The following is a 24,579-nucleotide window of genomic DNA, read 5'->3' as shown; positions in this document are numbered from 1 at the left end:
TCCTAAAGGGACAAATAGCGGCCGATTTTACGCTTATTCAGACGATAGGTTGTTGACACCCGCATTTATGCTGTCGACTCCAAAATCTCACTTTGCGGAGGGCGCATGCTCGACAAATTGAACGCCGCACTACAGTTCCAACAGGAAGCGCTCAACCTGCGTGCCCAGCGGCAAGAAATACTTTCAGCCAATATCGCCAACGCGGATACCCCAGGGTATCAGGCGCGTGATATCGATTTTGCCAGCCAGTTGCAGAAGGTGATGGAGCAGGGGCGCGCGAGCGGCAGTGGTATATCGCTGGCGCTGACATCCGATCGTCACATTCCGGCTTCGAACGTCCAGCCGCCTGATATGGATCTGCTGTACCGGGTCCCTGACCAGCCGTCGGCAGACGGTAACACGGTAGATATGGACCGTGAACGTACCAACTTTGCGGATAACAGCGTGCGCTATCAGACCGATTTGACCGTTCTCGGCGGCCAAATTAAAGGGATGATGTCGGTGCTGCAAGGATAATAACCTATGTCTATGCTCGGTATTTTTGATATCGCGGGTTCTGCGCTGGCTGCACAGTCTCAGCGTCTGAACGTCAGCGCCAGTAACATGGCCAATGCTGACAGTGTTACCGGCCCAGATGGCCAGCCGTATAAAGCGAAGCAAGTTGTCTTCCAGGTCGATGCTGCACCCGGCCAGGAAACCGGCGGAGTAAAAGTCGCGCAGGTTGTTGATGACCCGGCGCCAATGCGCATGGTGTACGAGCCCGGTAATCCGATGGCGGATGCGAAAGGCTATGTGCAAATGCCAAACGTAGATGTGGTCAGCGAAATGGTGAACACCATCTCCGCTTCCCGCAGTTATCAGGCCAACGTTGAAGTGCTTAACACCACTAAGTCGTTGATGATGAAAACTCTCACTCTGGGGCAATAGCGGAGCGAACCATGGCAATTACCACGTCGATTAATGACACCACTGATAACACTACGATTGCGAGTACCAGCTCCAGCACCTCGACGACGGGCACCAGCTCCGCCGACGATTTATCCAGCAGTTTTCTGACGCTGCTGGTCGCACAGCTGAAAAACCAGGATCCCACCAATCCGATGGATAACAGCCAGCTCACCAGCCAGCTGGCACAGATCAGCACCGTCAGTGGCATTGAAAAACTCAATACCACACTCGGCGGTATTTCAGGACAAATTTCCACCGGGTCTTCAGTGCAGGCAAGTTCACTGATCGGCCACGGCGTCATGGTCGCAGGCAGCAAGATCCTGGTCGGCAGCGATACTGACGGCACCGTCAGTACGACGCCATTCGGTTTCGAGCTGGAAACTGCTGCGAATTCCGTCACAGCAACGGTCAGCGATTCAACCGGCAAAGTCGTGAAAACCATCAGTCTGGGTTCTCAGACTGCCGGTGTTCACAGCTATACCTGGGACGGCACACAGGACGACGGCACGAAAGCACCGGATGGCAGCTATAGCTTCAGCATCAATGCCCTGAACAACAGTCAGCAGATGGTGGCAACACCGCTGAACTATGCGCTGGTCAATGGTGTAACCACAGATTCATCCGGTAATACCGCGTTGGATTTGGGTGTGCGTGGAACCGCCACTGTGGATTCAGTACGCCAGATTTTGTAAGCGAATGACTTTGTAGCAAGAACAAACCCGGGTTTTTTAACCTTCATGTAGCAACTAAACAGTATACGGAGCAGACCATGAGCTTTTCGCAAGCAGTCAGCGGCCTGAGCGCAGCATCCAGTAACCTCGACGTGATTGGTAACAACATTGCCAACTCCGCGACCGTAGGTTTCAAAACTGCAACCGCCTCTTTTGCCGATATGTTCGCCGGTTCTCAGACCGGTATGGGCGTAAAAGTCGCCGCAGTAACCCAGAACTTTAACGACGGTACCACCACCAATACTTCCCGTGGTCTGGACGTTGCGCTGAGCGGCAACGGTTTCTTCCGTCTGGCCGACAGCAGCGGCACTATTTATTACTCACGTAACGGCCAGCTCCAGCTCGATTCTAACCGTAATCTGGTTAACATGCAGGGCCTGAGCGTGACGGGTTATCCGGCAACCGGTACACCGCCGACCATTGCCGCAGGTGCGCAACCTGTTGCACTGAGCATCCCGACGACAATGATGAGCGCACAGAGGACTGCAACGGGCACTATGGTTGCCAACCTTAACTCCAGCGATACGGTGATTCCGGCGGCGAATACGTTTAATGCGAATGATGACTCGACGTACAATTTCGCCACGACCATAACAACGTATGACTCACTGGGCAACGCTCATGATAACAGTCTTTACTTTGCCAAAACGGCTGCTAACACCTGGGATGTCTACTCCGTAGACACCAGCGACAGCGCTGCCACACCGGCTAAAATCGGTACGCTGAACTTTGATACCAGCGGTAATCTGGTCAGCAGCGTTTCGGCGCCGACGGCAACCCCTGCTTCTGTTGTCAGCACCCCGGCAATCCCGTTGGTGATGCCAATGTCTACTGCGACGAACGGCGCGGCAACAGGACAAACGGTGCAATTGAACTTTACCGGCAGCATCCAGCAAAGTACCGGTAGCGACAGCATCAGTTCCAAGACTCAGGATGGTTATGCAGCGGGTCAGATGACGGGTTATACCATCAATGATGACGGCACTATCGACGGGACTTACTCCAACAACAAAACCCAACTGTTGGGGCAAATTGTGCTGAGTAACTTTGCTAACCCTGAAGGTTTGAAATCTGAGGGCGATAACGTCTGGACGGCGACATCCGCTTCCGGCCAGGCGATTACCGGCATTGCAGGTCAGGGCGGTCTGGCATCGATGACCAGCGGTGCGCTGGAATCGTCAAACGTCGATCTGAGTGCGGAGCTGGTCAACATGATCGTTGCTCAGCGTAACTATCAGTCGAATGCGCAAACCATCAAAACTCAGGACGCCATCCTGAACACGCTGGTTAACCTGCGCTAACGCGCATTAAGACGACATAGGGCAGCACTATGGATCACGCTATCTACACCGCGGGCGGCGCAGCCAGCCAGACGCTGGTACAGCAGTCGGTCACGTCAAGTAACCTGGCTAACGCCAATACCCCGGGCTTTCGCTCACAGCTTTTAGCCATGCGCGCCGTGCCGGTCGATGGTGAAAGCCTGCAAACCCGTACTCTGGTCACGGCGTCTACGCCGGGCGCAGATATGACGCAGGGAAAACTTAACTACACTGGACGTCCGCTGGATGTCGCTTTACAGCAGGACGGTTTTCTTGCGGTGCAGATGCCTGATGGTTCTGAGGCCTATACCCGTAACGGTGACATGCAAGTGTCACCGACTAACCAGCTGACCGTTCAGGGTCATCCGGTGATGGGGGATAACGGGCCAATCGAAGTTCCGCCGAATTCTCAGGTCACTGTTTCTGCGGACGGCACGCTTGCCGTGCTCGAGGCGGGCGCTGATCCCAATACGATGGGGCAGCTCGGCAAACTCAAACTGGTCAAAGCGGCAAACAATGAAGTCGCCCGCGGCGACGACGGCATGTTCCGTCCGACGCCTGCCACCGCGCAGGCGCGGGGTGCCACATTGCAGGCAGACCCGACCATCCATGTCATGCCGGGAACACTCGAAGGCAGTAACGCGGATCCGGTTTCTACCATGGTTGACATGATCGCCAACGCCCGTCGCTTTGAGATGCAGATGAAAGTCATCCACAGCGTCGATGAAAATGAACAGAGTGCCAACAATCTGCTGTCAATAAGCTGATGATGGCAGAGGAGTAATGACATGATCCCATCGCTGTATATTGCGAAAACCGGGCTGGATGCCCAGCAGACGAACATGGACGTCATCGCCAACAACCTGGCGAACGTCAGCACCAACGGCTTTAAACGCCAGCGTGCGGTATTTGAAGACTTGCTTTACCAGACGGTTCGCCAGCCGGGTGCGCAGTCTTCCGAGCAGACCAACTTGCCGTCAGGTTTACAAATTGGTACCGGTGTGCGCCCTGTGTCGACTGAGCGCCTGTTCTCTCAGGGTAACCTGTCGCAGACCAGCAACAGTAAAGACATCGCCATCAAAGGCGAAGGGTTCTTTCAGGTGCAGTTGCCGGATGGCACCACGGCTTATACCCGTGACGGCTCTTTCCAGGTTGACCAGAATGGCCAGCTGGTAACGTCCAGCGGTTATCAGATTATCCCTGCAATCACCGTCCCGGCCAATGCCCTGAGCATGACGGTGGGGCGTGACGGTATCGTCAGCGTGACCTTACAAGGGCAGACGGCGGCGCAACAGGTCGGTCAGCTGACGCTGAGTACGTTTATCAACAACACTGGCCTGGAATCATTGGGTGAAAACCTGTACCAGGAAACCCAAAGCTCCGGCGCGCCGACTGACAGTACGCCAGGTCTGAACGGTGCTGGTCTGCTGTACCAGGGCTATGTTGAAACGTCAAACGTCAACGTGGCGGAAGAACTGGTCAACATGATCCAGACGCAACGTGCCTACGAAATCAACAGTAAAGCTGTATCGACGTCGGATGAAATGCTGCAGAAACTTTCGCAGCTGTAATTTTCTGGCTGTCGCATAACAAGAGGACAGGGGCGAAACCGCTCCTGTCCTGAACCGGTTTCTGTTTCTACCAGATTGAATTTTTTAAGGCGACAACTGTGGTGACCAAAAAAATAACGTCGGCAAAGACTTCTTATTCAGACCGACCAGGCAAGCTGGTGCTGCCGCTGTTAGTCACATTACTGGCGAATGGTTGTGCGTATATGCCACACACTCCGCTGGTTCCCGGAACAACCACAGCGGCACCTGCCCCTGCCGCAGCGCCAGTGCCTAACGGTTCGATTTTCCAGTCCGTTCAGCCGATGAACTATGGTTATCAGCCTCTGTTTGAAGACCGCCGTCCACGAAACGTCGGTGATACATTGACCATCGTCTTGCAGGAAAACGTCAGTGCAAGCAAAAGCTCCTCAGCGAACGCCAGCCGCAACGGGGCAACGACGTTTGGTGCCGCGACGGCACCGCGTTATCTGGAAGGCCTGTTTGGCAATGCCCGCGCCGATGTCGATATGTCCGGTGCCAATACCTTTGCCGGTAAGGGCGGTGCAGCAGCCAACAACACCTTCAGCGGCACGTTAACCGTGACCGTCGCCGAAGTGCTGGCAAACGGCAACCTGAAAGTTGTCGGTGAAAAACAAATCGAGATTAATCAGGGAACCGAGTTCATCCGGTTCTCCGGTGTGGTCAACCCACGCACCATCAGCGGTGCGAACGCCGTTATCTCCACGCAGGTGGCTGATGCGCGTATCGAGTACGTGGGTAACGGCTATATCAATGAAGCGCAGAACATGGGCTGGTTGCAGCGGTTCTTCTTAAACTTATCGCCGTTATAACGAGGCAATCATGCGAAAACTTCTTTCCGGTATCTTATGTCTGGCGTTCTCCGCCCTGGTGGTACTGCCCGCATCCGCCGACCGTATTCGTGATCTGACGACGATACAAGGGGTTCGTGATAACGCCCTGATCGGCTACGGTCTGGTCGTGGGGCTTGACGGTACCGGTGACCAGACAACCCAAACCCCGTTCACCACCCAGACGCTGACCAACATGTTGTCTCAGTTAGGGATCACCGTGCCTGCGGGCACTAACATGCAGTTGAAAAACGTTGCAGCCGTCATGGTGACGGCCAAGATGCCGCCGTTCTCCCGCAGCGGGCAGGCCATCGACGTGGTGGTTTCTTCTATGGGTAACGCCAAAAGTATCCGTGGCGGCACTTTGCTGATGACCCCGCTGAAAGGGGTGGATAACCAGGTTTACGCACTGGCGCAGGGTAACGTGCTGGTGGGCGGTGCCGGTGCGGCAGCAGGCGGGAGCAGCGTTGCGGTTAACCAGCTTTCCGGCGGCCGTATTACCGGGGGTGCAACGATTGAACGCGAACTGCCAACGACTTTTGGCAGCTCAGGCACGATCAACCTGCAGCTTAATGACGAAGATTTCAACATGGCGCAGCAGATAAGCGATGCTATCAACCGTCAGGGTGTCGGGACGGCGACAGCGCTGGATGCCCGTAATGTGCAGGTTGTTGTGCCGCGCGGCAACAGCTCGCAGGTCCGCATTTTGTCTCAGATCCAGAACATCGAAGTGAACGTCGGCCCGATGGATGCCAAGGTCATCATCAACTCGCGTACCGGCTCGGTGGTTATGAACCGTGACGTGACGCTCGACAGCTGTGCGGTTGCGCAGGGCAATCTGTCCGTGGTGGTCAATCAGCAGAATCAGGTCAGCCAGCCCAATACGCCATTCGGTGGCGGGCAGACGGTCGTGACGCCTAACACCAATATTTCTGTGCGTCAGTCCGGGGGGGCCATTCAGCAGGTGCGTTCAAGCGCCAGCCTGAACAACGTGGTTCGCACACTTAACGCGCTGGGCGCTACGCCTATCGATCTGATGTCCATTTTGCAGGCAATGAAAACAGCCGGATGCCTGCGCGCTGATTTGGAAATTATCTGATGAGCGATCTGATGTCGATGTCCGGGGCGTTTGACCCGCAGGGAGCAGCGTACGACGCGAACTCCCTGAACAAATTGAAGCGGGATGTTTCGCAGGATCCACAGGCCCACATTAAAGAAGTCGCCAAGCAGTTTGAAGGTGTCTTCGTGCAAATGATGCTGAAAAGCATGCGCCAGGCGTTGCCGCAGGGTGGCATTCTGGATAACGAATCCACCAAGCTTTATACATCGATGTACGATCAGCAAATAGCTCAGGACATGTCTAACAAAGGGTTGGGCATGGCCGATATGATGGTTGAGCAGCTTACAGGTGGTGGGAAAGAACCTTCCGAACAGGCGGGTACGGTGCCGATGGCGCTTGACGGCGAAGTATTGAAAACCATGCCGATTCAGGCGATGGAGCAATATCTGCGTAAAGTGATCCCGACCGCGCCGGACCGCACGACGGGCGGCGCCCCGCTGCCGGCTGACAGCGGGCAGTTTGTTTCCAGCCTGAGTATCCCGGCGCAGGTCGCCAGTAAAGGCAGCGGGATCTCACATCAGCTGATTATGGCGCAGGCCGCGCTGGAATCGGGTTGGGGGCAGCGTGAAATCCCAACGGCAGACGGTAAACGCAGCTTCAACCTGTTTGGCATTAAAGCCGGCAGCAGCTGGGACGGCCCGACGACTAACGTCATGACCACCGAATATACCAACGGTGTCGCGAAAAAAGTTCAGGCCAGCTTCCGTGTTTACGGTTCGTATGTTGAAGCCATCAGCGACTACATCAAACTGCTGACCAATAACCCGCGTTATGCGCAGGTGGCTTCGGCCAACACGCCTGAGCAGGCAGCGCACGCATTGCAACGCGCCGGGTATGCGACGGACCCGAATTACGCCGAAAAATTGGTCAGCGTGATCCAGAAAATTAAAGGTGCGGGCGAGCAGGCGGTTAAAGCCTATAGCCATGATTTAAAAGATATCTTTTAGGCCTGCAATTCCTCGTTTTTTTTCTCAAGTTTTAGCGGTTCAGGCCGATAACCTGATCAGAATGGGAAAAGGGGAGTGCCCCGATTCAGTTCCCTTAATTACACGGTGGTAATAAAGGTCACCGGCAGACAAAAGGTCACTCATGTCCAGTAGCTTAATTAATACCGCAATGAGCGGACTGAACGCAGCGCAGGCCGCGCTCAGTACCACCGGGAACAACATCGCTAACGTTAGTGTGACAGGCTATAACAAGCAGACTGCGATCATCACGCAAAGTAATGGTACCTCAACTTCCGCAGGCTATATTGGCAACGGCGTATCGGTGACAGGTATCAATCGTGAATACAACTCGTTTGTGGTGACTCAGTTACTGGGGGCAAACGCGACGGGCAGTGCGCTGTCAACACAGCTTGACCAGGCGAGTTCTATCGATGATTTGCTGGGTGACAGTTCGACCGGTATTGACGCCACCATGTCAACGCTCTTTAAAGGGCTGCAAACGCTGACCAGCAATGCCAGCGACAGCTCAGCGCGCCAGGCGGTTTTAGGTGAAGCGCAAGGCCTGACTGCACAGTTTAATAGCTCCGCCAAATACCTGAACGATATGAATACGGCGGTTAACCAGCAGATCACGCAAAACGTTGACCAGATCAACACTTACGCTTCCCAAATTGCCAAGTTAAATACCCAGATTACGGCGACCCGTGGCAGCACCGGGCAGGAGCCAAACGCCCTGCTCGATCAGCGCGACCAGTTGGTCAGCGAGCTGAATAATATCACGGGCGTCACTGTGAGCCAGCAGGACGGCGATACTTATAGCATCTCATTTGCTAACGGTGTTCCACTGGTGAGCGGCAGCAATGCTAAAACGGTTGTCGCCGTGGCCTCAAGTTCTGATCCAACAAAACTGACTGTTGCGATGAAGCAAGCCGACGGCAGTATTGCTCAAATTCAGGAGAGCCGTCTGTCTACCGGTTCACTCGGCGGTACGCTGGCATTCCGTAAAGACAATCTTGAACCGGCCATCAACCAGTTGGGGCAGCTTGCACTGACATTAGCTGACAGCTTTAACTCCACCAACAAAGCGGGTTTTGACCTTAACGGTGATGCGGGCACGGATTTCTTCTCCTTTAACGGTGCATCGACGGTTGGTAATAGCAAAAACCAGGGCACGGCTGATGTGAGCGTCGCCTACAAAGACACTACCGCCGTAAAAGCCAGTGACTATACCATGGCCTACAATGGCACCAGCTGGGATGTCACGCGTGTTTCCGATGGTGCAAAGATCACCCCTACGGCGGGCACTGATGGGGTCGGTAATCCGACGCTGGAGTTTGACGGGTTGTCCGTCACTGTCAGCGGTACGCCGTCAACGAAAGACAGTTTTACGATTAAAACTGTCAGCAACGTTGCGGGCAGCCTTAACGTCGCTATCTCTGATTCTTCATTGATTGCTGCGGCAAGCGCCGCGGACAGCGGTGTCAGTGATAACACCAATGCGCAGAAACTGCTGAATTTGCAAACTGCAAAACTGATCGAGGGTAAATCAACCCTGTCAGGTGGTTATGCCAGCATGGTCAGCAGCGTCGGTAATCAGGTTGCAACGCTGACGACAACCAGCACCGCACAGAGCAATATCATGACCCAGCTGACCGCGCAGCAACAGTCTATCTCCGGGGTTAACCTCGATGAAGAATACGGCAATCTGCAGCGTTATCAGCAATATTACCTGGCGAATGCGCAGGTGGTGCAGACCGCATCGACCATATTCGACGCGATTATCAACATTCGCTGATCTTTGAACTGATAAGGAACTGATGCCATGCGCCTTAGTACCAACATGATTTACCAACAGAATATGGATGCGGTGCTGGATGGTCAGAACCGTTTTCAGGCGACCGGTTTACAATTGTCAACCGGCACCAAAGTCAGCAAACCTTCTGACGATCCGCTGGCGGCATCGCAGGCTGTTCTGGTGCGCCAGGCGCAGTCTCAAAACAGCCAGTACACGGTGGCACGTAGTTTTGCTAACCAGAGTATGAGTCAGGAAGTCTCGGTTTTATCCAGCGTGACATCTACGATCATTGATGCCCATACGCTGATCGTTCAGGCGGGTAATGGCTCGCTGAGTGATGATGACCGTACTTCTCTGGCCACTAAGCTTGAGAGTCTGAAGTCACAGCTAGTTAACCTGGCAAACAGCACCGATGGTAATGGCCGCTATATTTTTGCCGGTTATAAAAGCGATACACCACCTTATACGCAGGATCCGACGACAGGGGCGGTAACCTACAGTGGCGGGACAACGGCAATCACCCAACAGGTGGATGCCAGCCGCACGATGACCATCGACCATACCGGCAATCAGGTGTTTGATTCCTTAACCGGTGATGCTGTTGCCGAACCCGACGGTTCTGCCAGCCAGACGGACGTGTTCAAAACCATCGATGATGCGCTGACTGCGCTCAAAACGCCGTCTGCCGATTACACCTCAGATACTCAATATTCAGATGCGATTGATAAAGCCAACCGTAGCCTGACTAACTCAATGAATAATGTGTCATCCGTGAGTTCAGAGATGGGGACACAACTGAGTGAGCTGGATACGCTGGATACGTTAGGCAGCAACCGTGATGTCACCAACGCCAGCAAGCTGAGTGATCTGGTTGATACTGAGTGGACGTCGGCTATTTCGACCTACACGCTGCAACAAGTTGCGCTGCAGGCATCATACAAAACATACAGTGCCATGCAGGGTATGTCTTTGTTCCAGATGAATTCGTAATCCCTCCGGCGCGTAAACTTACGCGCCAGACCCACACTCTTCGTTATCGACTGCGTATCCGCCTGACGGCGGGTCTGCAGGCACTTTTCTGACTGTACTTAAACCGGGTACTTTCAGCTTTGTATGTCGTCTTTCTAAGGTTGGACGACATACTCTTTTTCTTCTTCCTGTTTTACACCCTGGTTGCCCGGATCGCTGACTGACTGTTATCTCAATGCCCGAAAATGGCGAGTAAGACGGGGAACAGGAACGGGGCGAGAAGGGAGGTGATAATCCCGCAAATCACCAGCGCCAGTGAGCTGAATGCCCCTTCCTGATAATCCATTTCTGCGCAGCGCGCGGTGCCCAGTGCGTGTGAGGCGGTGCCCATCGCCAGGCCGCGTGAGGCTTTAGTGGTAATCTTCAGCACGTTCAAAATGCTGTGACCAAATACGGCACCCAGAATACCCACGAAAATCACGCAAACGGCGCTGATCGCCGGGATGCCGTTAATGGATTGCGCGGTCGCCATCGCGATAGGCGTGGTGACAGATTTAGGCAAAACAGAGGCGGCAATTTGCGGTGTGGCTCCCATCCATAATGCAATGGCCGTGCCGGTCACCATGGCTACCATGCTGCCAATAAAACAGATGCTGATGATGGATTTCCAGCGGGCGCGGATCTGATGCAACTGTTCATATAAAGGAAACGCCAGCGCAACAACGGCGGGTTGCAGCAAGTCATTGAGGATCTTGCTGCCCGCGAAATACCGTGCGTAAGGAATATTAGTGACCAGCAGAAGCGGGATGATCACCACCATCGACATCAGCAGGGGGTTAAGCAGCGGCATTTTGAGCTTGATCGCCAGTTTGCGGGTGGCGAAAAACACCACCAGCGTCAGCGGCAGAGACCACAGGATATCAATCATTTTTCTTCTCCGCTTTGTCGGTCAGGGTGCCGCGTTCACCATGGATATAGTGAGAACAATAGGCGACAACCAGCAATACGATAATCGTACTTGCCAGACAGGACACCACCAGCGGGCCGAACTGTGTGCGCAGCTGGTCGTAGTAGTTCATCACGCCGACCCCGATAGGAACAAACAGCAAAGCCATATAGCGGATTAGGAGATTACAGCCGGGTTTCACCCATTTGAACGGCAGGATCTGCGTTGAGAGCAGGCAAAACAGAATCAGCATGCCGATAATGCTGCCAGGGATGGTGATCGGCAAAAGAGAAGAAATCGCATTCCCGGCGAATAAACAGAGATAGATCAGAATGAATGCCCGTACATATTGCATTATAAGGGATATTGTATTGCTCATGGTGTTTCACCCGGTTAAAAGATGAATTCATCATACAATTAAGATGTGATCTGTGCCACAAAACGCAGTATGAAATTTAGGAATGAAGTGTATTCCAAAATGGTGTTCAGGAAACGGGGAAAGTTTTGGTTTCTCACTCGCCGTGAGGGGGGATCGGGAAAGTTTCGGTTTTTCACTCGCCGTGAAGGCTATGACCGAGAATATTTCGGTTTCTCATGTGCGGTGATCACTTAGCCAACTGCGCCGAAACCGCCAAAGAGGGAGGAAAGCGCCTCCCTCTTTGATCTCCCACGCTTTTTTCACTGCGCGCTCCGCTCGCTGGCTATGTTTCAGGGACAATTGCTATTGCCGCGAAATCTTGCCGCTGCGCGGTTCCTTCATTTCGGTCTTCGAGCCCTTCGTCTCGAAACACTCATTCAGCAAGCTTTCTGATAGCGGCCACTGGCTTATCCAAATTCAACGGCGTCTTTTAAAAACCATCAGCAGTGAGGTTGTGAATTAGAAAGCCAGTGGCCGCTTTCAAAACGACGTCGAGTGAGGAGTGAGAAACAGCGAGAGTCTTTTTTCGAGCAGGTTCGAACCCGAGGCGAGAGCACCGCGCAGCGGCGACGTTTGCGGCACTAGCAGGAGTTGCTGGAATATAGCCAGCGAGCGGAGCGCGCAGTAAAAAAGACGAGAGAGATCCAAGAGAGGCCCGTCCTGGCCTCTTTTGGGCGGTTTCGGCGCAGCGCGTTAAGGGAACACCGCAATTGAGAAACCGAAATATTCTCAGTCAGAGCCTTCACGGCGAGTGAGAAACCGAAATTTTCTCGATCAAGCCCCTCACGGCAAGTGAGAAACCGAAATATTCGCGGTCATAGCCTTCACGGCGAGTGAGCCCCCCCCTCACGGCAAGTGAGAAAACCCAAAATTTGCCAATCTTAAAGCACCTTCTCCAGGAAGGCTTTCGTCCGCTTATGCACCGGCCTGTCCAGCACCTGCGTTGCACTCCCGCTCTCAACAACGGCGCCATCCACCATAAACACCACCTGATCCGCAACCTGGCGTGCAAACCCGATTTCATGCGTCACCACCACCAGTGTGACGCCGGACTGCGCCAGTTTTTTGATGACGTCCAGCACTTCACCCACCAGTTCCGGGTCGAGCGCGGAGGTGGGTTCATCGAACAGCATCACTTTGGGATTCAGCGCTAAAGCGCGGGCGATGGCGATACGCTGCTGCTGGCCGCCGGAAAGATGGCGCGGCCAGGCGTGGGCTTTTTCGCGCAAACCGACGGTATCGAGCAGTTCATAAGCGCGGGCAATAGCCTGCCTGCGTTTCAGCAAACCGTGAACGACGGGCGCTTCGATAATATTGTCCAGCACCGTCATGTGCGGGAATAAATTGAAATTCTGGAAAACATAACCGACGTGTGTGCGCTGTTTAAGAATTGCGCGCTCTTTCAGCTCGTACAGCGTGTCACCTTTACGGCGGTAACCGATGTAATCGCCGTCAATCTGGATAAAGCCTTCATCGACGCGCTCCAGATGATTGATGGTGCGCAGTAACGTGGATTTTCCCGAGCCGGACGGGCCAAGGATCACCGTCACCGTGCCGGGTTCAATGCGCAGACTGACGTTATCCAGCGCTTTGTGCGCGCCGTAGAATTTGCTCAGATTATTTATCTCGATGCGCCCGACGGTGGCGGCCTGCGGCTGGCGCGGAAACAACCGTTCAACGGAAGCGTCCTGAGGCTGTTTTACGAAAAGATCAAAGGCTTCAGACATAGATTTCTCCAGAATTATCAACGGGCGACACGCCACTGGCGCAGACGCTGCAACGGCGTGGGCGCAACCTGACGCACCGTACCGCGTGAGAAATAACGCTCGACGTAGTATTGCAGCACCGACAGCACGGTCGTGATCAGCAGATACCACACCGTCGCCACCATCAGCAGCGGGATCACCTGCTGCGTGCGGTTGTAGATCACCTGTACGGTGTAGAACAACTCCGGCATGGAGAGCACGTAAACAATGGATGTGCCCTTTGCCAGGCTGATCACTTCGTTAAAGCCGGTCGGCAGGATCGAGCGCAGCGCCTGAGGCAAAATGATGCGAAACGTCCGGCGGTAGGCCGGTAAACCGAGCGCGGCGGCGGCTTCGTGCTGGCCGTGTTCCACGCCTAAAATCCCGCCACGGATAATCTCTGCGGTATACGCCGACTGCACCAGCGAAAGCCCCAGAACCGCGACTGAAAACTGATCCAGCAAATTCACGGTTGGCGTGCTGAAAAAGGAAATGGACGTAAACGGAATACCGAGCGACAGGTTGTCGTAGAGATATGAAAAGTTGTAGAGAATGATCAGCACCAGTAACAGCGGCAGGGAGCGGAACAGCCAGATATATCCCCAGGCCAGCGCATTCATTAAGTAGGATTTCGACAGGCGGGCGAGGGCCAGCGCTGTGCCTAAAATAATGCCAAACAGCGTGCCCAGCAGCGTCAGCAGCAACGTTTTTCCCAGCCCGGAAAGAATGACCGGATCAAAGAACCACTGGCGAAAAACGCCCCATTCCCAGCGGGCGTTGGTGGCAATCGACTCGACGATGCCCAGCAGGATAAAGACTGAAAATATCGCACCGGCTACCCGCCACGGATAGCGTGCCGGGACCACTTTCAGCGGCGGATGATTCACGGAAGTCGGGGCGTTTTCGCTCATGGTGTTCTCTTTCTTTTGGCAATTTCAGGTGACAGGGACATCAGCGGTCAGCGCCTTGGTAAACGGCAGACGACCGTCGTACGGCGGGTGGGAATAAACATCCGGGTCGAGGCGCGTGTCAAACAACGGCTGGTAACCGTGCGACAAGTACAACCCGACCGCTTCCGGCTGGCGGAAACCGGTGGTGAGGAATACCTGCTGATAACCATACCTGGCGGCGCGGCGTTCCAGTTCAAGCAAAACCTTCTGTGCCAGCCCCTGACGGCGCAAAGACCGGTGCGTCCAGATGCGTTTCAGCTCAGCGGTTTTCTCGTCGTAGCGCTTGTACGCGCCCATCGCAATGGGCGCTCCGTTTCTCAGCAGCACAATAAACGTGCCGTCCGGTGCGGAGAATACGCTGTCATCCTCCGGTGGCTGGCTGGAAAAATAATCGCCGTAACGTTCACGGTATTCACCGAACAATCCTTCGATGAACGGCGCAATCAGCGGGTCTTCCGGCACGGTCTGGATAAACACGTCATCACTCATGATTGAGCCTCTTTTATCAGTCGCCCAGGCCGGGCGGGTTAATTTCGGAGTGGTCGATTTTCTTAACGCTTTCACCCCAGCGATCCAGAACCTTGATGTAAGCACCACTGGCGATGGCGCTGTTAAGCGACGCCTGCACCGCATCCACTAATCCGTTGCCCTTTTTCAGCGTCACCGCAATGTTGGCGGTTTTCGGCCAGCCGCCCGGCACGGTGCCGACCAGTTTGGTTTTGCCGGTTAACAACGCTTTGTATGCGCCGGTGACGTTCGGCCCGAACGTGGCATCCGCGCGGCCAGACTGAATCGCCAGCGTCGCGGCGGCGTCGTCAGTGACGTACTGCGGTTTCAGCGCCGGTAAGCCTTTAGCCTGATTCTCTTTATCCCACGCCAGCAAGACAGCTTCCTGATTGGTGCCGGAGCCGACAATAATGCGTTTCCCGGCGATATCCGGCGCGGATTGAATCGAGGTGATTTTGCTGTCGGATTTCACGTAGAAGCCCAGCGTATCCTGGCGATACGTGGCGAAATCGAATTTGGTTTTGCGATCTTTGGTGACGGTAATGTTGTAGATGGCGGCGTCGTATTTCCCGGACGTCACGCCCAGCGGCCAGTCCTCCCAGGAAGCCGGAACCACTTTCAGTTTAAGGCCCAGACCGTCGGCCACCAGACGGGCGATATCCGCTTCGCTGCCGATCACGGTCTTATTATCGCGGGCATACAGGCCGAACGGCGGGGCGCTGCCCAGCACCGCCAGCGCCACGGTCAGCGTGCCGGGTTCAACAAATTTAAAATTAGCCGGGATTTTTGCCACAGCTTCCGGGCTTTTGGGCGTATTGACCGGCGTTTCATTGGCGACCAGATCAATACCCGGTGCGGCCTGCGCCAGTGCAGAAACACTTAATAAAGCGGCGATGGTGGTTAATTTAAGACTGTGTTTCATCATTTGTTATTTTGCCCTGCATTCTTATTGTATGGGGTGATCCGTGTGAGACAGCAATTTCACTATTCCGGAGTGTTACAGAGATGTAAAACAACAAAATTAAATAATCAAAGAGAGAAAATGAAAATACCCGCAGCGGTTTGATGAAAATAAAAATCAGGCGATTTTTAATAAAGCCGATATTTGCATAGCAAAATACTGACTATATAAGTGCCATTTTATTATTTAGCTTTGTCCTTATTTCGTGGAACTCTTTTTATCACAACGGATAAAAAGGAATGCCAGGTGAATTACCGACTGAGTTTATTAGACCAAAGCCCGATAAATGACGGACAAACGCCAGCGCAGGCGCTGGAGGCCACGCTGGCCTTTGCGCAGGCAGCGGAAACCCTGGGCTATCACCGCTTATGGGTCTCTGAACATCACGATACTGAAAAGCTGGCCGGCAGTTCGCCTGAAGTCCTGATCGCCTGGTTGCTGGCACACACATCACGGCTGCGCATCGGCTCCGGTGGCGTCATGCTGCAACATTACAGCCCGTATAAAGTGGCGGAGAATTTTCATCTGCTGTCTGCGCTGGCGCCGGATCGTGTGGATATAGGTATCGGCAAGGCACCCGGCGGTTTACCGTTATCCACTAAAGCCTTGCGTGCGCATGCACCGGCAGATTCTGCGCCGGGGTTCCCGGCGCAGTTGCAGCAACTGACGCATTATCTGACGCATCTTGATGAACATCTGGCGGGCACGGAAGCCCGTGCGTTACCGCGTCCGCCCGTTGCGCCGCAACGCTTTTTACTGGGTGCCAGCAAAGACAGCGCCCGGCTGGCAGCCTCACTCGGCTGGAATTTTGTGTTTGCCGGCTTTATCAATACCTCGGCGGAAGTGATGACGGAATCCGTACTGGCGTTTCACGAGTATTCCGGCGGGCAGGGACAGGCGCTGATAAGCCTTGCTGTGCTGGCGGCTGAGACCCGCGAGCAGGCGGCGGCGCTGGTTTCTGAGCAGCATAATTTTCGTGTCACGGTCGGTGACCGGCATGTGACGGTGGGCACCCGTGAGCAGGCGGAAGCGTTTGTGCGGCAGGCCGGGGCGGCACAGTATCGCATTGAGCAACAACAACTCAGCGTGCTGCACGGCACACCCGGCGAGATCCACGCGCAACTGCGTGAGCTGCAGCGCCGTCTCTGCGTCAACGAATTTGTCATCCATACCCCACTGACAGATGCCGCCGTGCGTCTGAAATCCATCGAATTGCTGGCTGGCCAGCTGTAAGGAGAATCCATGAGCCATTCAAAAAGTATCAAGTTCGGCCTGATGTTGCATGGTGCAGGTGGTCATATGAATTCGTGGCGGCATGAAAAAGCGCCTGCGGACGCCAGCGTGAATTTTCCGTATTTTCGCGATTTAGCATTGCGCGCCGAAGCCGCCGGTTTTGATTTCCTGTTTGTGGCCGACGGTCTGCACATCAACGAAAAGTCGCTGCCGCATTTCCTCAATCGTTTTGAGCCGATTGCGCTGTTGTCGGCGCTGGCATCGGCCACCCACAGTATTGGTCTGGCGGGTACGATTTCGACGTCTTACAGCGATCCGTTTACGGTGGCGCGTCAGCTGGCATCGATAGACAATATCAGCCAGGGGCGTGCGGGCTGGAATGTGGTGACCTCTCCGCTGGCCGGTTCGGCGAAAAACTTCGGTAAAGATCATCCTGAGCACGCGCTGCGTTATCAGATTGCGGAAGAATACATCAACGTAGTGCAGGGTTTGTGGGATTCGTGGGAAGACGGTGCGTTTGTCCGTGACCGCGAAAGCGGCGTGTTCTTTGATGCGGCGAAGCTGCATAAACTGAATCATCAGGGGCAATTCTTCTCGGTGGAAGGGCCACTGAATATTCAGCGCTCACCGCAGGGGCAGCCGGTGATTTTCCAGGCCGGCGCATCGGATGCGGGGATCGCGCTGGCAGGTAAATCAGCCGATGCGGTTTTCACCAATGCACGTACTCTGGACGAGGCGCAGGAATACGCCGCGAAGTTACAGGCTCAGGTGGCGCAAAATGGTCGCCATCCGGTGGGCATCTTCCCCGGCATCAGCCCGATTGTGGGCAAAACGGAAGAGGAGGCCGAGGCCAAATATCAGTATCTGCTTTCCCTGCTGTCGCTTGATGATGCGTTAGCCTATCTCGGGCGTTTCTTTGATCACCATGATTTCAGCCAGTATCCGGCCGATGGCCCGTTCCCTGAACTCGGCGATTTGGGGCAAAACACCTTCCGTTCCACGACAGACAGCATTAAGAAACTGGCAAAAGAAAAACAGCTGACGTTGCGTGAAGTGGCATACCAGACGACGTTGCCGCGTGGCGAATTCTTTGGTACGCCGGAGCAGGTGGCTGACCGTCTGATCCGCTGGGTGGAAGAGGGCGGTGCCAGCGGATTTATCATCAGCGGTCCGGTGCTGACAGAAGCACTCGACGACATCACGCGGCTGGTGCTGCCGGTGCTGGCCGCACGCGGTTACTGGCATCCGTCCGAAGCGCATACGCTGCGCGAGCGTCTTGATATTCCGTTTAAAGTGAACCGTTACAGCGTGCCCGAAACGCGCCGTGAGCCAGTGATCGCGAAATAGTTACAACATACTAAGGCATTTTAAAAGCCCGCTCCGGTTAGCCCGAGCGGGCTTTTTGCTTTTCAGGAAGGCCTGCGGTCTTGCCTGTGTAAAAAATTGGGAGTAGGCTTCCTGCAATTAAAAAACGATCGGTCTAAATTATGAGTAATGATCTTCCCGCTGTTTCTGACGTTCAGAACAAGCCCCGCAGAGGGCGCCCGCCGAGAACGGCGCGTGAGCTGACGGACACGCGTGAAGCACTGATCCGCTCCGGGCTGGAAGTGATCACCGAGATGGGCTATCTGGCGGCGGGTATCGATGCGGTGATTAAAAACATCGCCGTGCCAAAAGGGTCGTTCTATCACTATTTTAAAAGCAAACAGGAGTTCGGCATGGCGGTGCTGACCGCCTACGGGTCATTTTTCGCCCATAAGCTGGACAAATTTTTGCTCAATACCGGCTTATCCCCGCTGGAAAGAATGGCCGCTTTTGTCCGTCATGCCGGTCATGCAATGGCGAAGTTCGAGTTCAGCCGGGGATGTCTGGTCGGCAATTTATTGCAAGAGTCTCCGCATCTTCCTGACGATTTTCCCGAAAAGCTGAAAACAATTCTGGATGACTGGGAAAGCCGCGTGGCGTGCTGCCTGGAAGATGCACAGCGGTGTGGTGAGATCTGCGGCGATATGCCTCCGGCGCTTCTGGCGCAGGTTTTCTGGTCAGGTTGGGAAGGCGCCGTGATGCGCGCAAAACTGTTCCGTTCAGCCGAACCTTTGGATCAGTTTTGGGCCTATTTCCGGCACAGCATACAATAAGAAATTTTAAAAATAGCACCTGCAATCATTGCGTTAGCCATCGCATCGCTAACGACGACATAATTCGCTCTCCTGAAATAATTAAGGGAAAAAAATGAAAGCACTGGTTCTGGAACAACAAGACAAAACGACGCTGGCCGAAGTGAAAGAGATAGCTCTGCCGGAAATGGCGCAGGGCGATGTCCTGGTGGATATCAGCTGGTCAGGTCTTAACTATAAAGATGCACTGGCGATCACCGGTAAAGGCAAAATCATCCGCCAGTTCCCGATGGTGCCGGGGATTGATTTCGCTGGCCGCGTCAGCCGCAGCAACGACCCGCGTTTTGATGTCGGACAATCGGTGATCCTGACCGGCTGGGGCGTAGGCGAAACGCACTGGGGTGGCCTGGCAGAGCAGGCCTGCGTGAAAGGCGACTGGCTGGTGGCACTCCCCGCAGGCCTGGCTGCGCGCCATGCGATGATCATCGGTACTGCCGGTTTTACCGCAATGCTGTGCGTGATGGCGCTGGAAGAAGCGGGCGTAACTCCGGAAAGCGGCACCGTTGTCGTGACCGGTGCCAGCGGTGGTGTGGGCAGTACAGCAGTTGCCCTGCTGCACACCCTCGGTTATACCGTTGCGGCCGTGACCGGGCGTGAATCTACCCATGATTATCTGCGTAAACTCGGTGCCAGTGAGATTCTGTCCCGTGATGATTTTGCCGAAACCCGTCCGCTGGAAAAACAGGTCTGGGCCGGTGCGGTTGATACCGTGGGCGACAAAGTGCTGGCAAAATTGCTGGCGCAAACCAACTACGGCGGCTGCGTAGCGGCCTGTGGCCTGGCCGGTGGCTTCAACCTGCCGACAACGGTGATGCCGTTTATCCTGCGTAACGTGCGTTTGCAGGGCGTAGATTCTGTTTCCGTGCCCGCTGAACGCCGTGCCGCCGTGTGGGAGCGCCTGCTGAAAACATTGCCGGACAGCTTCTACCAACAGGCGGCCACTGAAATTACGCTGGAACAGGCGCCAGCCGTTGCTGCGGATTTCCTGAATAATAAAATCCAGGGCAGAACGCTGGTTAAAATCAGCGGCTAATCTGCCATCCCCGGCATCCTCAGGGTGCCGGGCGTTTTCTCCGCTCAATTTTTCTTCCTCTATAAAGAATTCCCTGCAGTCAGCCGATAAATACAATGTTCGTCTGAGAAAATGATTCCTTATTTTCCAAATGACTCATATTGCAGCGCAAACACACTCAAATAAAAATACGCATGGGGAAAGTATGGATAATTTTCAGAAAGAAATTGATGAGAGAACTAACCTTACGTCATCAAACCGGTTTGAGCTTTTGCTGTTCCGTCTGGGGACTTCACCGGATGACGAGCAGTCTGAACTTTTTGGCATTAACGTTTTTAAGCTGCGCGAAATTGTGCCGATGCCGACGCTGACCAAAGCGGCAGGTATGGCTTCACCCATGATGGGGATGGCCAATATTCGCGGCGAAATTATTCCGGTCATTGACCTGCCTGCGGTCGTCGGCTGCGTGCCGAAAACCGGGCTGAACATCTTACTGGTGACAGAGTATGCCCGCAGCACACAGGCATTTGCCGTGGAATCTGTGGATGATATCGTGCGCCTTGAATGGAGCCAGGTGCTGGCCGCTGAGGCGGGCGTGAAGAGCCGCAACATCACCAGCATCGCGCGGCTGGATAATGATAAATCCAGCAACCGCCTGGCGCTGGTGCTTGATGTCGAGCAGATCCTGCATGACATCATTCCGAACAACAATATCAACATGGATAAGAAGAAAACCAGCGCATTCAAACTTAAGCCTGGTACCGTCGCGATTGTCGCGGAAGATTCCAAAGTTGCGCGCCAGATGCTGGAAAAAGGCCTGAACATGATGGAAATCCCGGCACAGATGCATGTCACCGGTCTGGAAGCATGGAATAAAATCCGCAAGATGGCTGAAGAGTGTAAAGCCGCAGGGCTGCCCATTTCCGATAAGATCTCCTTTGTATTAACCGATCTGGAAATGCCGGAGATGGACGGCTTTACGCTGACGCTGAATATTAAACGTGATGAGTTCCTGAAAAATATTCCGGTGATTATCCACTCTTCATTATCCGGCAGCGCCAACGAAGATCACGTGCGCAAAGTAGGTGCTGATGGTTATGTGGCGAAATTCGAAATCAATGAACTGGAAGCTGCGATCCATAAAGCGCTGGATGGTAAAAAAATTGCGCACGCGTAATAGTTTCCGTGTGTGATGAATGAAACCGGGCCCGCGATTGATGCGGGCTTATCGTTTCTGAATACCGGCAATCATCGCCAAAGTGTGCCGCATGCCTGCCGCGATATTGGGAGGCGCTAACAGGAGAAACACGATCCCATATACGCAGGTACAAAAAAGAATAAACAGAATGAGCAAAAGAATATCGCCCTTCACCGCGTTCTCCCCGGCGCAAAAATCGACAAAATAAATATGGCTACGTCACGACGTTAAAACGTGTAGAGAACCGCCAGGCTGACAGACGTATTATTACGGCGGAAAACGACGGGGCTTTGGCTTGCGTGCTCGCCGAGCCAGGTGTAGTCCGCACTGACAACGCTTCCCCAGTGCGGGGTAAACTGATGGCTCCAGGTCAGGCTGTTGTCGGTACCATAAAACCCGCCTGATGCCGCGTAAGTCGCAAAGCCGGTGCGCGCGCTTTGCTGCGCATTCACGCCATAAAAAGTGTTCATGTAGCGATGGTCGCCAAAAAGCGCGGCGGACTGAAAGGCCAGTGTGTCATCCGGCGTCTGAATGGGGATCAGCGTGACAGATGCCTGGTAATGAACGCCCTGGCTGTCTGTGAGTGGAAGCGTGGCTTTCCCTTCGAGGTCTAACCACGGGGTCACCGACCATCCCGCTGCGAGTGCGGTGTTCAGCGTGGCGGCAATATTCCCCATGCCCTTGAGTTTATTATCCCCGTCACGCCAGACAGAATTTTTGTCCGCCCGTCCCAGGCTGTAGCCCAGCGTGTGTTCCAGATAAAAGCCGCTCTGGCTTTGTAAGTCATAACCCACCCCTTTTTGAGAATCGAAAAAGAATGCGCCATCACGCGCCTGAATGACCGGAGCGACCTGCCAGTGTCGTTTGTCTGAGCCGCTGTAACGCGGCGTATTTTGGGCCCCCAGGCCGACGGTAACATTTTGTTGTGTCGCATCGTCGCCCTCTGCAAACGCCGGAAGCATTGTTCCGGACAGGGCGAAACAGGTAATGTGCAGCAATAGTTTTCTGGTTATCATCGTGACTCCTCATCACCGGTTTTTCAGGCCTGACACAGATGAAGGCTGCATCAGAGAGGAGAAGTATGAAGAGGCAGTGTCAATAAACTGTCGGGGATTTATGAAGAAACAGTCAAGGCAACGAATATGCACACCAAACGGATCCTGATTATTGAAGACGATGCTGATGCGGCTGATGTCCTTGAGGCTTACTTAACGCGTGAGAACTATGAAGTCTCCGTTGCCGGAGACGGTCTGTCCGGGCTGGAGAAAGCGCAGCGCTGGAAACCGGATTTGATTTTGCTCGATGTGATGCTTCCCGGTATGCGGGGGACGGATGTATTAGCCGCCATACGCCGGACAAGCAATACGCCCATCATTATGGTGACCGCCATGGGCGATATGCCTGACAAAATTGGCGCACTGCGTTATGGCGCGGATGATTATGTGGTTAAACCTTATCATCCCGGCGAAGTAGTGGCGCGCGTGCAGGCCGTGCTGCGGCGTGTTTCTTCTGTCGAAAAAGACACCGGGAATTTGCGCTGGCAGAATCTGGAGGTCGACCCGCAGGGGCTGACGGCCTCAATGACGGGTGAAACGGGGAACCCTGAATACCTGGAGTTAACGCCGACGGAATTTTCTATCCTGACAACCCTGATGAGCGCACAGACGCGGCCTTTTTCCCGTCAATATCTTCTGGAACGTTGCCTGCCTGAAAGCGAGGCGCTGGAGCGCGTCGTGGATACCCACGTATACAATTTGCGCAAAAAACTCGAATCCGCCGGTGTGAATAACGTGCTCGTTAACGTGCGCGGCGTCGGTTACCGGTTCAGACAACCATGAGCCGCCTGAAATATCAGTCCCTCTGGCGGTGGATTTGTGTCCGCATCCTGACCCTGGCGATTGGCACGGTGGTCGTTATTGCTTTTTGCATGTGGCTGCGCTTTGCCATTGAGAATCTTTGGGTTCTCCATCATATGCCTGCCGCAATGAGGCAGGAGTTTGCGCTGTTACGCGATAACCCTGAGCTGAACGTGACGCGCTTCCATCAGATTGTGGATGCTGGCTGGGGCGCGCGCTATTCCGAACCCTCGATAGCCTCTGCCGACTGGATGATGGTCGGGATCCTGGTGGTGGTGATGATCCCCTTCATCGTCGCGTTCGGGCTGAAAGCGGCCCGGCCTCTCTCAGCGCAGTTCAGCCGTCTGGCGAATGCCGCCGGTGCCGTCGCGAAAGGTGACTTCAAAACAAGCGTGGAGCCGGTGAAAAATGCCCCGGCAGAGCTTGTCCGGTTCACCGAAGATTTCAATGTGATGACGCAGCAGCTTTCCCGCTATGAGCGTGAGTTACGGGCCTCGCATGTGGCGATGGCGCATGAGCTACGCTCGCCGCTCACGGCGGCGATGGGCCGGTTGCAGGGGATGCTTGACGGCGTGTTCCCGCCGGAACCGAAACAGCTGGGCATGGTCATGCGACAACTTTTGCACCTCAGCCGCCTGATTGATGAGTTGCATCTGTTGTCTCTGGCCGATGCTGGCCAGCTCAATCTGAGCAAAAATGAGCTGGATCTGACGGAGCTGGTTCGTGAACGTGTGGCCTGGCTGAAACCTCAGTCGGCGGCGTCAGGTGTGACAATCAACTTGTCCGGCAGTGACCCGCTTCTTTACGACGGTGATGCCTCCCGTCTGGGGCAGGTTTTTACCATTATCATGGAAAATGCCCTGCGCTACGCCGCCGAGGGCAAAAGGCTGGATATTGATTTACGCCAGGATGCGCAGGGCGTTGAAATCCAGTTCCGCGACTACGGGCGGGGTGTTGATGCCAGTTTCCTGCCCGTCATGTTTGAGCGGTTTACCCGTGAGGAAGGTTCGCGGGCAAGGGATTCCGGGGGCAGTGGCCTCGGGCTGTCGATTGCCCGCGCTATCTGTGAAGCGCATGGCGGCAGTATTCAGGCCAGCCGTACGCAGGAGCCGGGAATAAACATCATTGTCTGTTTACCGTACGGACCGCGTGCAGAATAAATATTTTTAATCTTGACGGTTCCTTGATGAAATATCACAGGAATCTCGACAGACCCTGAGTTGAATAGCCACATATTCATTCAGGAGGCTGCCAATGCCTGTCAATTTCACACAATGCTCCCCGCGCCCCGGAAAGCATCGGAACCACTTTCCGGGGGGCTTTGCGCC

The 24,579-nt window shown here is 54.5% G+C and carries 25 protein-coding genes; 18 read left to right on the top strand and 7 right to left on the bottom strand.

Annotated elements, in window-relative coordinates; translation table 11 throughout:
• The first annotated feature begins 105 nt into the window (after positions 1-105).
• The 11 genes from flgB (at position 106) to flgL (ending at position 10,269) form a co-directional block, all read left to right on the top strand.
• Positions 106-516, top strand: a complete 411-nt coding sequence (flgB, locus tag CWS43_RS19000) for a flagellar basal body rod protein FlgB (protein ID WP_101078644.1) — start codon at positions 106-108, stop codon at positions 514-516.
• 6 nt (positions 517-522) lie between these two features.
• Positions 523-927 (top strand): flagellar basal body rod protein FlgC, encoded by a 405-nt coding sequence (flgC, locus tag CWS43_RS18995; protein ID WP_101078643.1) that lies wholly within the window; start codon positions 523-525, stop codon positions 925-927.
• 11 nt (positions 928-938) lie between these two features.
• On the top strand, positions 939-1,640 hold the full coding sequence (gene flgD / locus CWS43_RS18990; RefSeq protein ID WP_101078642.1) for a flagellar hook assembly protein FlgD: 702 nt from the start codon (positions 939-941) through the stop codon (positions 1,638-1,640).
• A gap of 77 nt (positions 1,641-1,717) precedes the next feature.
• Positions 1,718-2,980: a flagellar hook protein FlgE gene (gene flgE, locus CWS43_RS18985; protein WP_101078641.1), complete on the top strand. Its 1,263-nt coding sequence runs from the start codon at positions 1,718-1,720 to the stop codon at positions 2,978-2,980.
• A 29-nt stretch (positions 2,981-3,009) separates the two neighbouring features.
• Positions 3,010-3,765: a flagellar basal body rod protein FlgF gene (locus tag CWS43_RS18980; protein ID WP_101078640.1), complete on the top strand. Its 756-nt coding sequence runs from the start codon at positions 3,010-3,012 to the stop codon at positions 3,763-3,765.
• Positions 3,766-3,786: 21 nt separating this feature from the next.
• Positions 3,787-4,569, top strand: coding sequence for a flagellar basal-body rod protein FlgG (gene flgG / locus CWS43_RS18975; protein WP_101078639.1), 783 nt, complete (start codon positions 3,787-3,789; stop codon positions 4,567-4,569).
• A 203-nt stretch (positions 4,570-4,772) separates the two neighbouring features.
• A complete protein-coding gene (locus tag CWS43_RS18970) occupies positions 4,773-5,399 on the top strand; it encodes a flagellar basal body L-ring protein FlgH (protein WP_232777097.1) in 627 nt (208 codons plus the stop codon).
• Positions 5,400-5,409: 10 nt separating this feature from the next.
• Complete coding sequence (locus tag CWS43_RS18965; protein WP_101078637.1) at positions 5,410-6,516, top strand: flagellar basal body P-ring protein FlgI; 1,107 nt, start codon at positions 5,410-5,412, stop codon at positions 6,514-6,516.
• Positions 6,516-7,484 (top strand): flagellar assembly peptidoglycan hydrolase FlgJ, encoded by a 969-nt coding sequence (gene flgJ / locus CWS43_RS18960; protein WP_101078636.1) that lies wholly within the window; start codon positions 6,516-6,518, stop codon positions 7,482-7,484. The genes CWS43_RS18965 and flgJ overlap by 1 nt, the downstream gene beginning before the upstream one ends.
• A 142-nt stretch (positions 7,485-7,626) precedes the next feature.
• On the top strand, positions 7,627-9,279 hold the full coding sequence (gene flgK, locus CWS43_RS18955) for a flagellar hook-associated protein FlgK (protein WP_101078635.1): 1,653 nt from the start codon (positions 7,627-7,629) through the stop codon (positions 9,277-9,279).
• A 27-nt stretch (positions 9,280-9,306) separates the two neighbouring features.
• The gene (gene flgL, locus CWS43_RS18950; protein WP_101078634.1) at positions 9,307-10,269 is read left to right on the top strand and encodes a flagellar hook-associated protein FlgL; all 963 of its coding nucleotides are present in this window, start codon (positions 9,307-9,309) and stop codon (positions 10,267-10,269) included.
• A 211-nt stretch (positions 10,270-10,480) separates the two neighbouring features.
• On the opposite strand, the gene CWS43_RS18945 is transcribed toward flgL, so the two are convergent.
• The 6 genes from CWS43_RS18945 to CWS43_RS18920 all read right to left on the bottom strand — a co-directional run bounded on the left by CWS43_RS18945 (position 10,481) and on the right by CWS43_RS18920 (position 15,736).
• Positions 10,481-11,176, bottom strand: coding sequence for a CidB/LrgB family autolysis modulator (locus tag CWS43_RS18945; RefSeq protein WP_101078633.1), 696 nt, complete (start codon positions 11,174-11,176; stop codon positions 10,481-10,483).
• Positions 11,169-11,573: a CidA/LrgA family protein gene (locus CWS43_RS18940; protein ID WP_101078632.1), complete on the bottom strand. Its 405-nt coding sequence runs from the start codon at positions 11,571-11,573 to the stop codon at positions 11,169-11,171. The genes CWS43_RS18945 and CWS43_RS18940 overlap by 8 nt, the downstream gene beginning before the upstream one ends.
• Before the next feature lie 920 nt (positions 11,574-12,493).
• Entirely contained in the window at positions 12,494-13,339 is an 846-nt protein-coding gene (locus CWS43_RS18935; protein WP_232777072.1) for an amino acid ABC transporter ATP-binding protein, read from the bottom strand.
• A gap of 17 nt (positions 13,340-13,356) precedes the next feature.
• Positions 13,357-14,268 carry an amino acid ABC transporter permease gene (locus tag CWS43_RS18930; protein WP_101078631.1) on the bottom strand — a complete coding sequence of 304 codons (912 nt, stop codon included), beginning with the start codon at positions 14,266-14,268 and terminating at the stop codon, positions 13,357-13,359.
• 24 nt (positions 14,269-14,292) lie between these two features.
• On the bottom strand, positions 14,293-14,796 hold the full coding sequence (locus CWS43_RS18925; protein WP_101078630.1) for a GNAT family N-acetyltransferase: 504 nt from the start codon (positions 14,794-14,796) through the stop codon (positions 14,293-14,295).
• A 16-nt stretch (positions 14,797-14,812) separates the two neighbouring features.
• Entirely contained in the window at positions 14,813-15,736 is a 924-nt protein-coding gene (locus CWS43_RS18920) for an ABC transporter substrate-binding protein (protein WP_198555879.1), read from the bottom strand.
• A 285-nt stretch (positions 15,737-16,021) separates the two neighbouring features.
• On the opposite strand from CWS43_RS18920, the gene CWS43_RS18915 reads away from it, so the two are divergent.
• From CWS43_RS18915 to CWS43_RS18895, 5 genes are all read left to right on the top strand, one after another.
• Positions 16,022-17,008: an MsnO8 family LLM class oxidoreductase gene (locus tag CWS43_RS18915; protein WP_101078628.1), complete on the top strand. Its 987-nt coding sequence runs from the start codon at positions 16,022-16,024 to the stop codon at positions 17,006-17,008.
• Between the two features lie 9 nt (positions 17,009-17,017).
• Positions 17,018-18,355 carry an LLM class flavin-dependent oxidoreductase gene (locus tag CWS43_RS18910; RefSeq protein ID WP_101078627.1) on the top strand — a complete coding sequence of 446 codons (1,338 nt, stop codon included), beginning with the start codon at positions 17,018-17,020 and terminating at the stop codon, positions 18,353-18,355.
• A 140-nt stretch (positions 18,356-18,495) separates the two neighbouring features.
• Positions 18,496-19,146, top strand: a complete 651-nt coding sequence (locus CWS43_RS18905; protein ID WP_101078626.1) for a TetR/AcrR family transcriptional regulator — start codon at positions 18,496-18,498, stop codon at positions 19,144-19,146.
• A 94-nt stretch (positions 19,147-19,240) separates the two neighbouring features.
• Positions 19,241-20,218, top strand: coding sequence for an MDR family oxidoreductase (locus CWS43_RS18900; protein WP_101078625.1), 978 nt, complete (start codon positions 19,241-19,243; stop codon positions 20,216-20,218).
• A 184-nt stretch (positions 20,219-20,402) separates the two neighbouring features.
• Positions 20,403-21,374 carry a chemotaxis protein gene (locus tag CWS43_RS18895; protein ID WP_101078624.1) on the top strand — a complete coding sequence of 324 codons (972 nt, stop codon included), beginning with the start codon at positions 20,403-20,405 and terminating at the stop codon, positions 21,372-21,374.
• 248 nt (positions 21,375-21,622) lie between these two features.
• On the opposite strand, the gene CWS43_RS18890 is transcribed toward CWS43_RS18895, so the two are convergent.
• Positions 21,623-22,411: a MipA/OmpV family protein gene (locus CWS43_RS18890; protein WP_101078623.1), complete on the bottom strand. Its 789-nt coding sequence runs from the start codon at positions 22,409-22,411 to the stop codon at positions 21,623-21,625.
• Positions 22,412-22,537: 126 nt separating this feature from the next.
• Here CWS43_RS18890 and CWS43_RS18885 point away from each other — a divergent pair, with 126 nt between their 5' ends.
• Both CWS43_RS18885 and CWS43_RS18880 read left to right on the top strand, forming a co-directional pair.
• Positions 22,538-23,233: a response regulator transcription factor gene (locus tag CWS43_RS18885; RefSeq protein WP_101078622.1), complete on the top strand. Its 696-nt coding sequence runs from the start codon at positions 22,538-22,540 to the stop codon at positions 23,231-23,233.
• Positions 23,230-24,411 (top strand): cell wall metabolism sensor histidine kinase WalK, encoded by a 1,182-nt coding sequence (locus tag CWS43_RS18880; protein ID WP_101078621.1) that lies wholly within the window; start codon positions 23,230-23,232, stop codon positions 24,409-24,411. Before CWS43_RS18885 ends, CWS43_RS18880 begins: the two co-directional genes overlap by 4 nt.
• Positions 24,412-24,579 lie beyond the last annotated feature (168 nt).

The sequence above is a fragment of the Rahnella sp. AA genome, from assembly GCF_002834385.1.
GTDB lineage: Bacteria > Pseudomonadota > Gammaproteobacteria > Enterobacterales > Enterobacteriaceae > Rahnella.
This window is presented reverse-complemented; position numbering and strand designations above follow the sequence as displayed.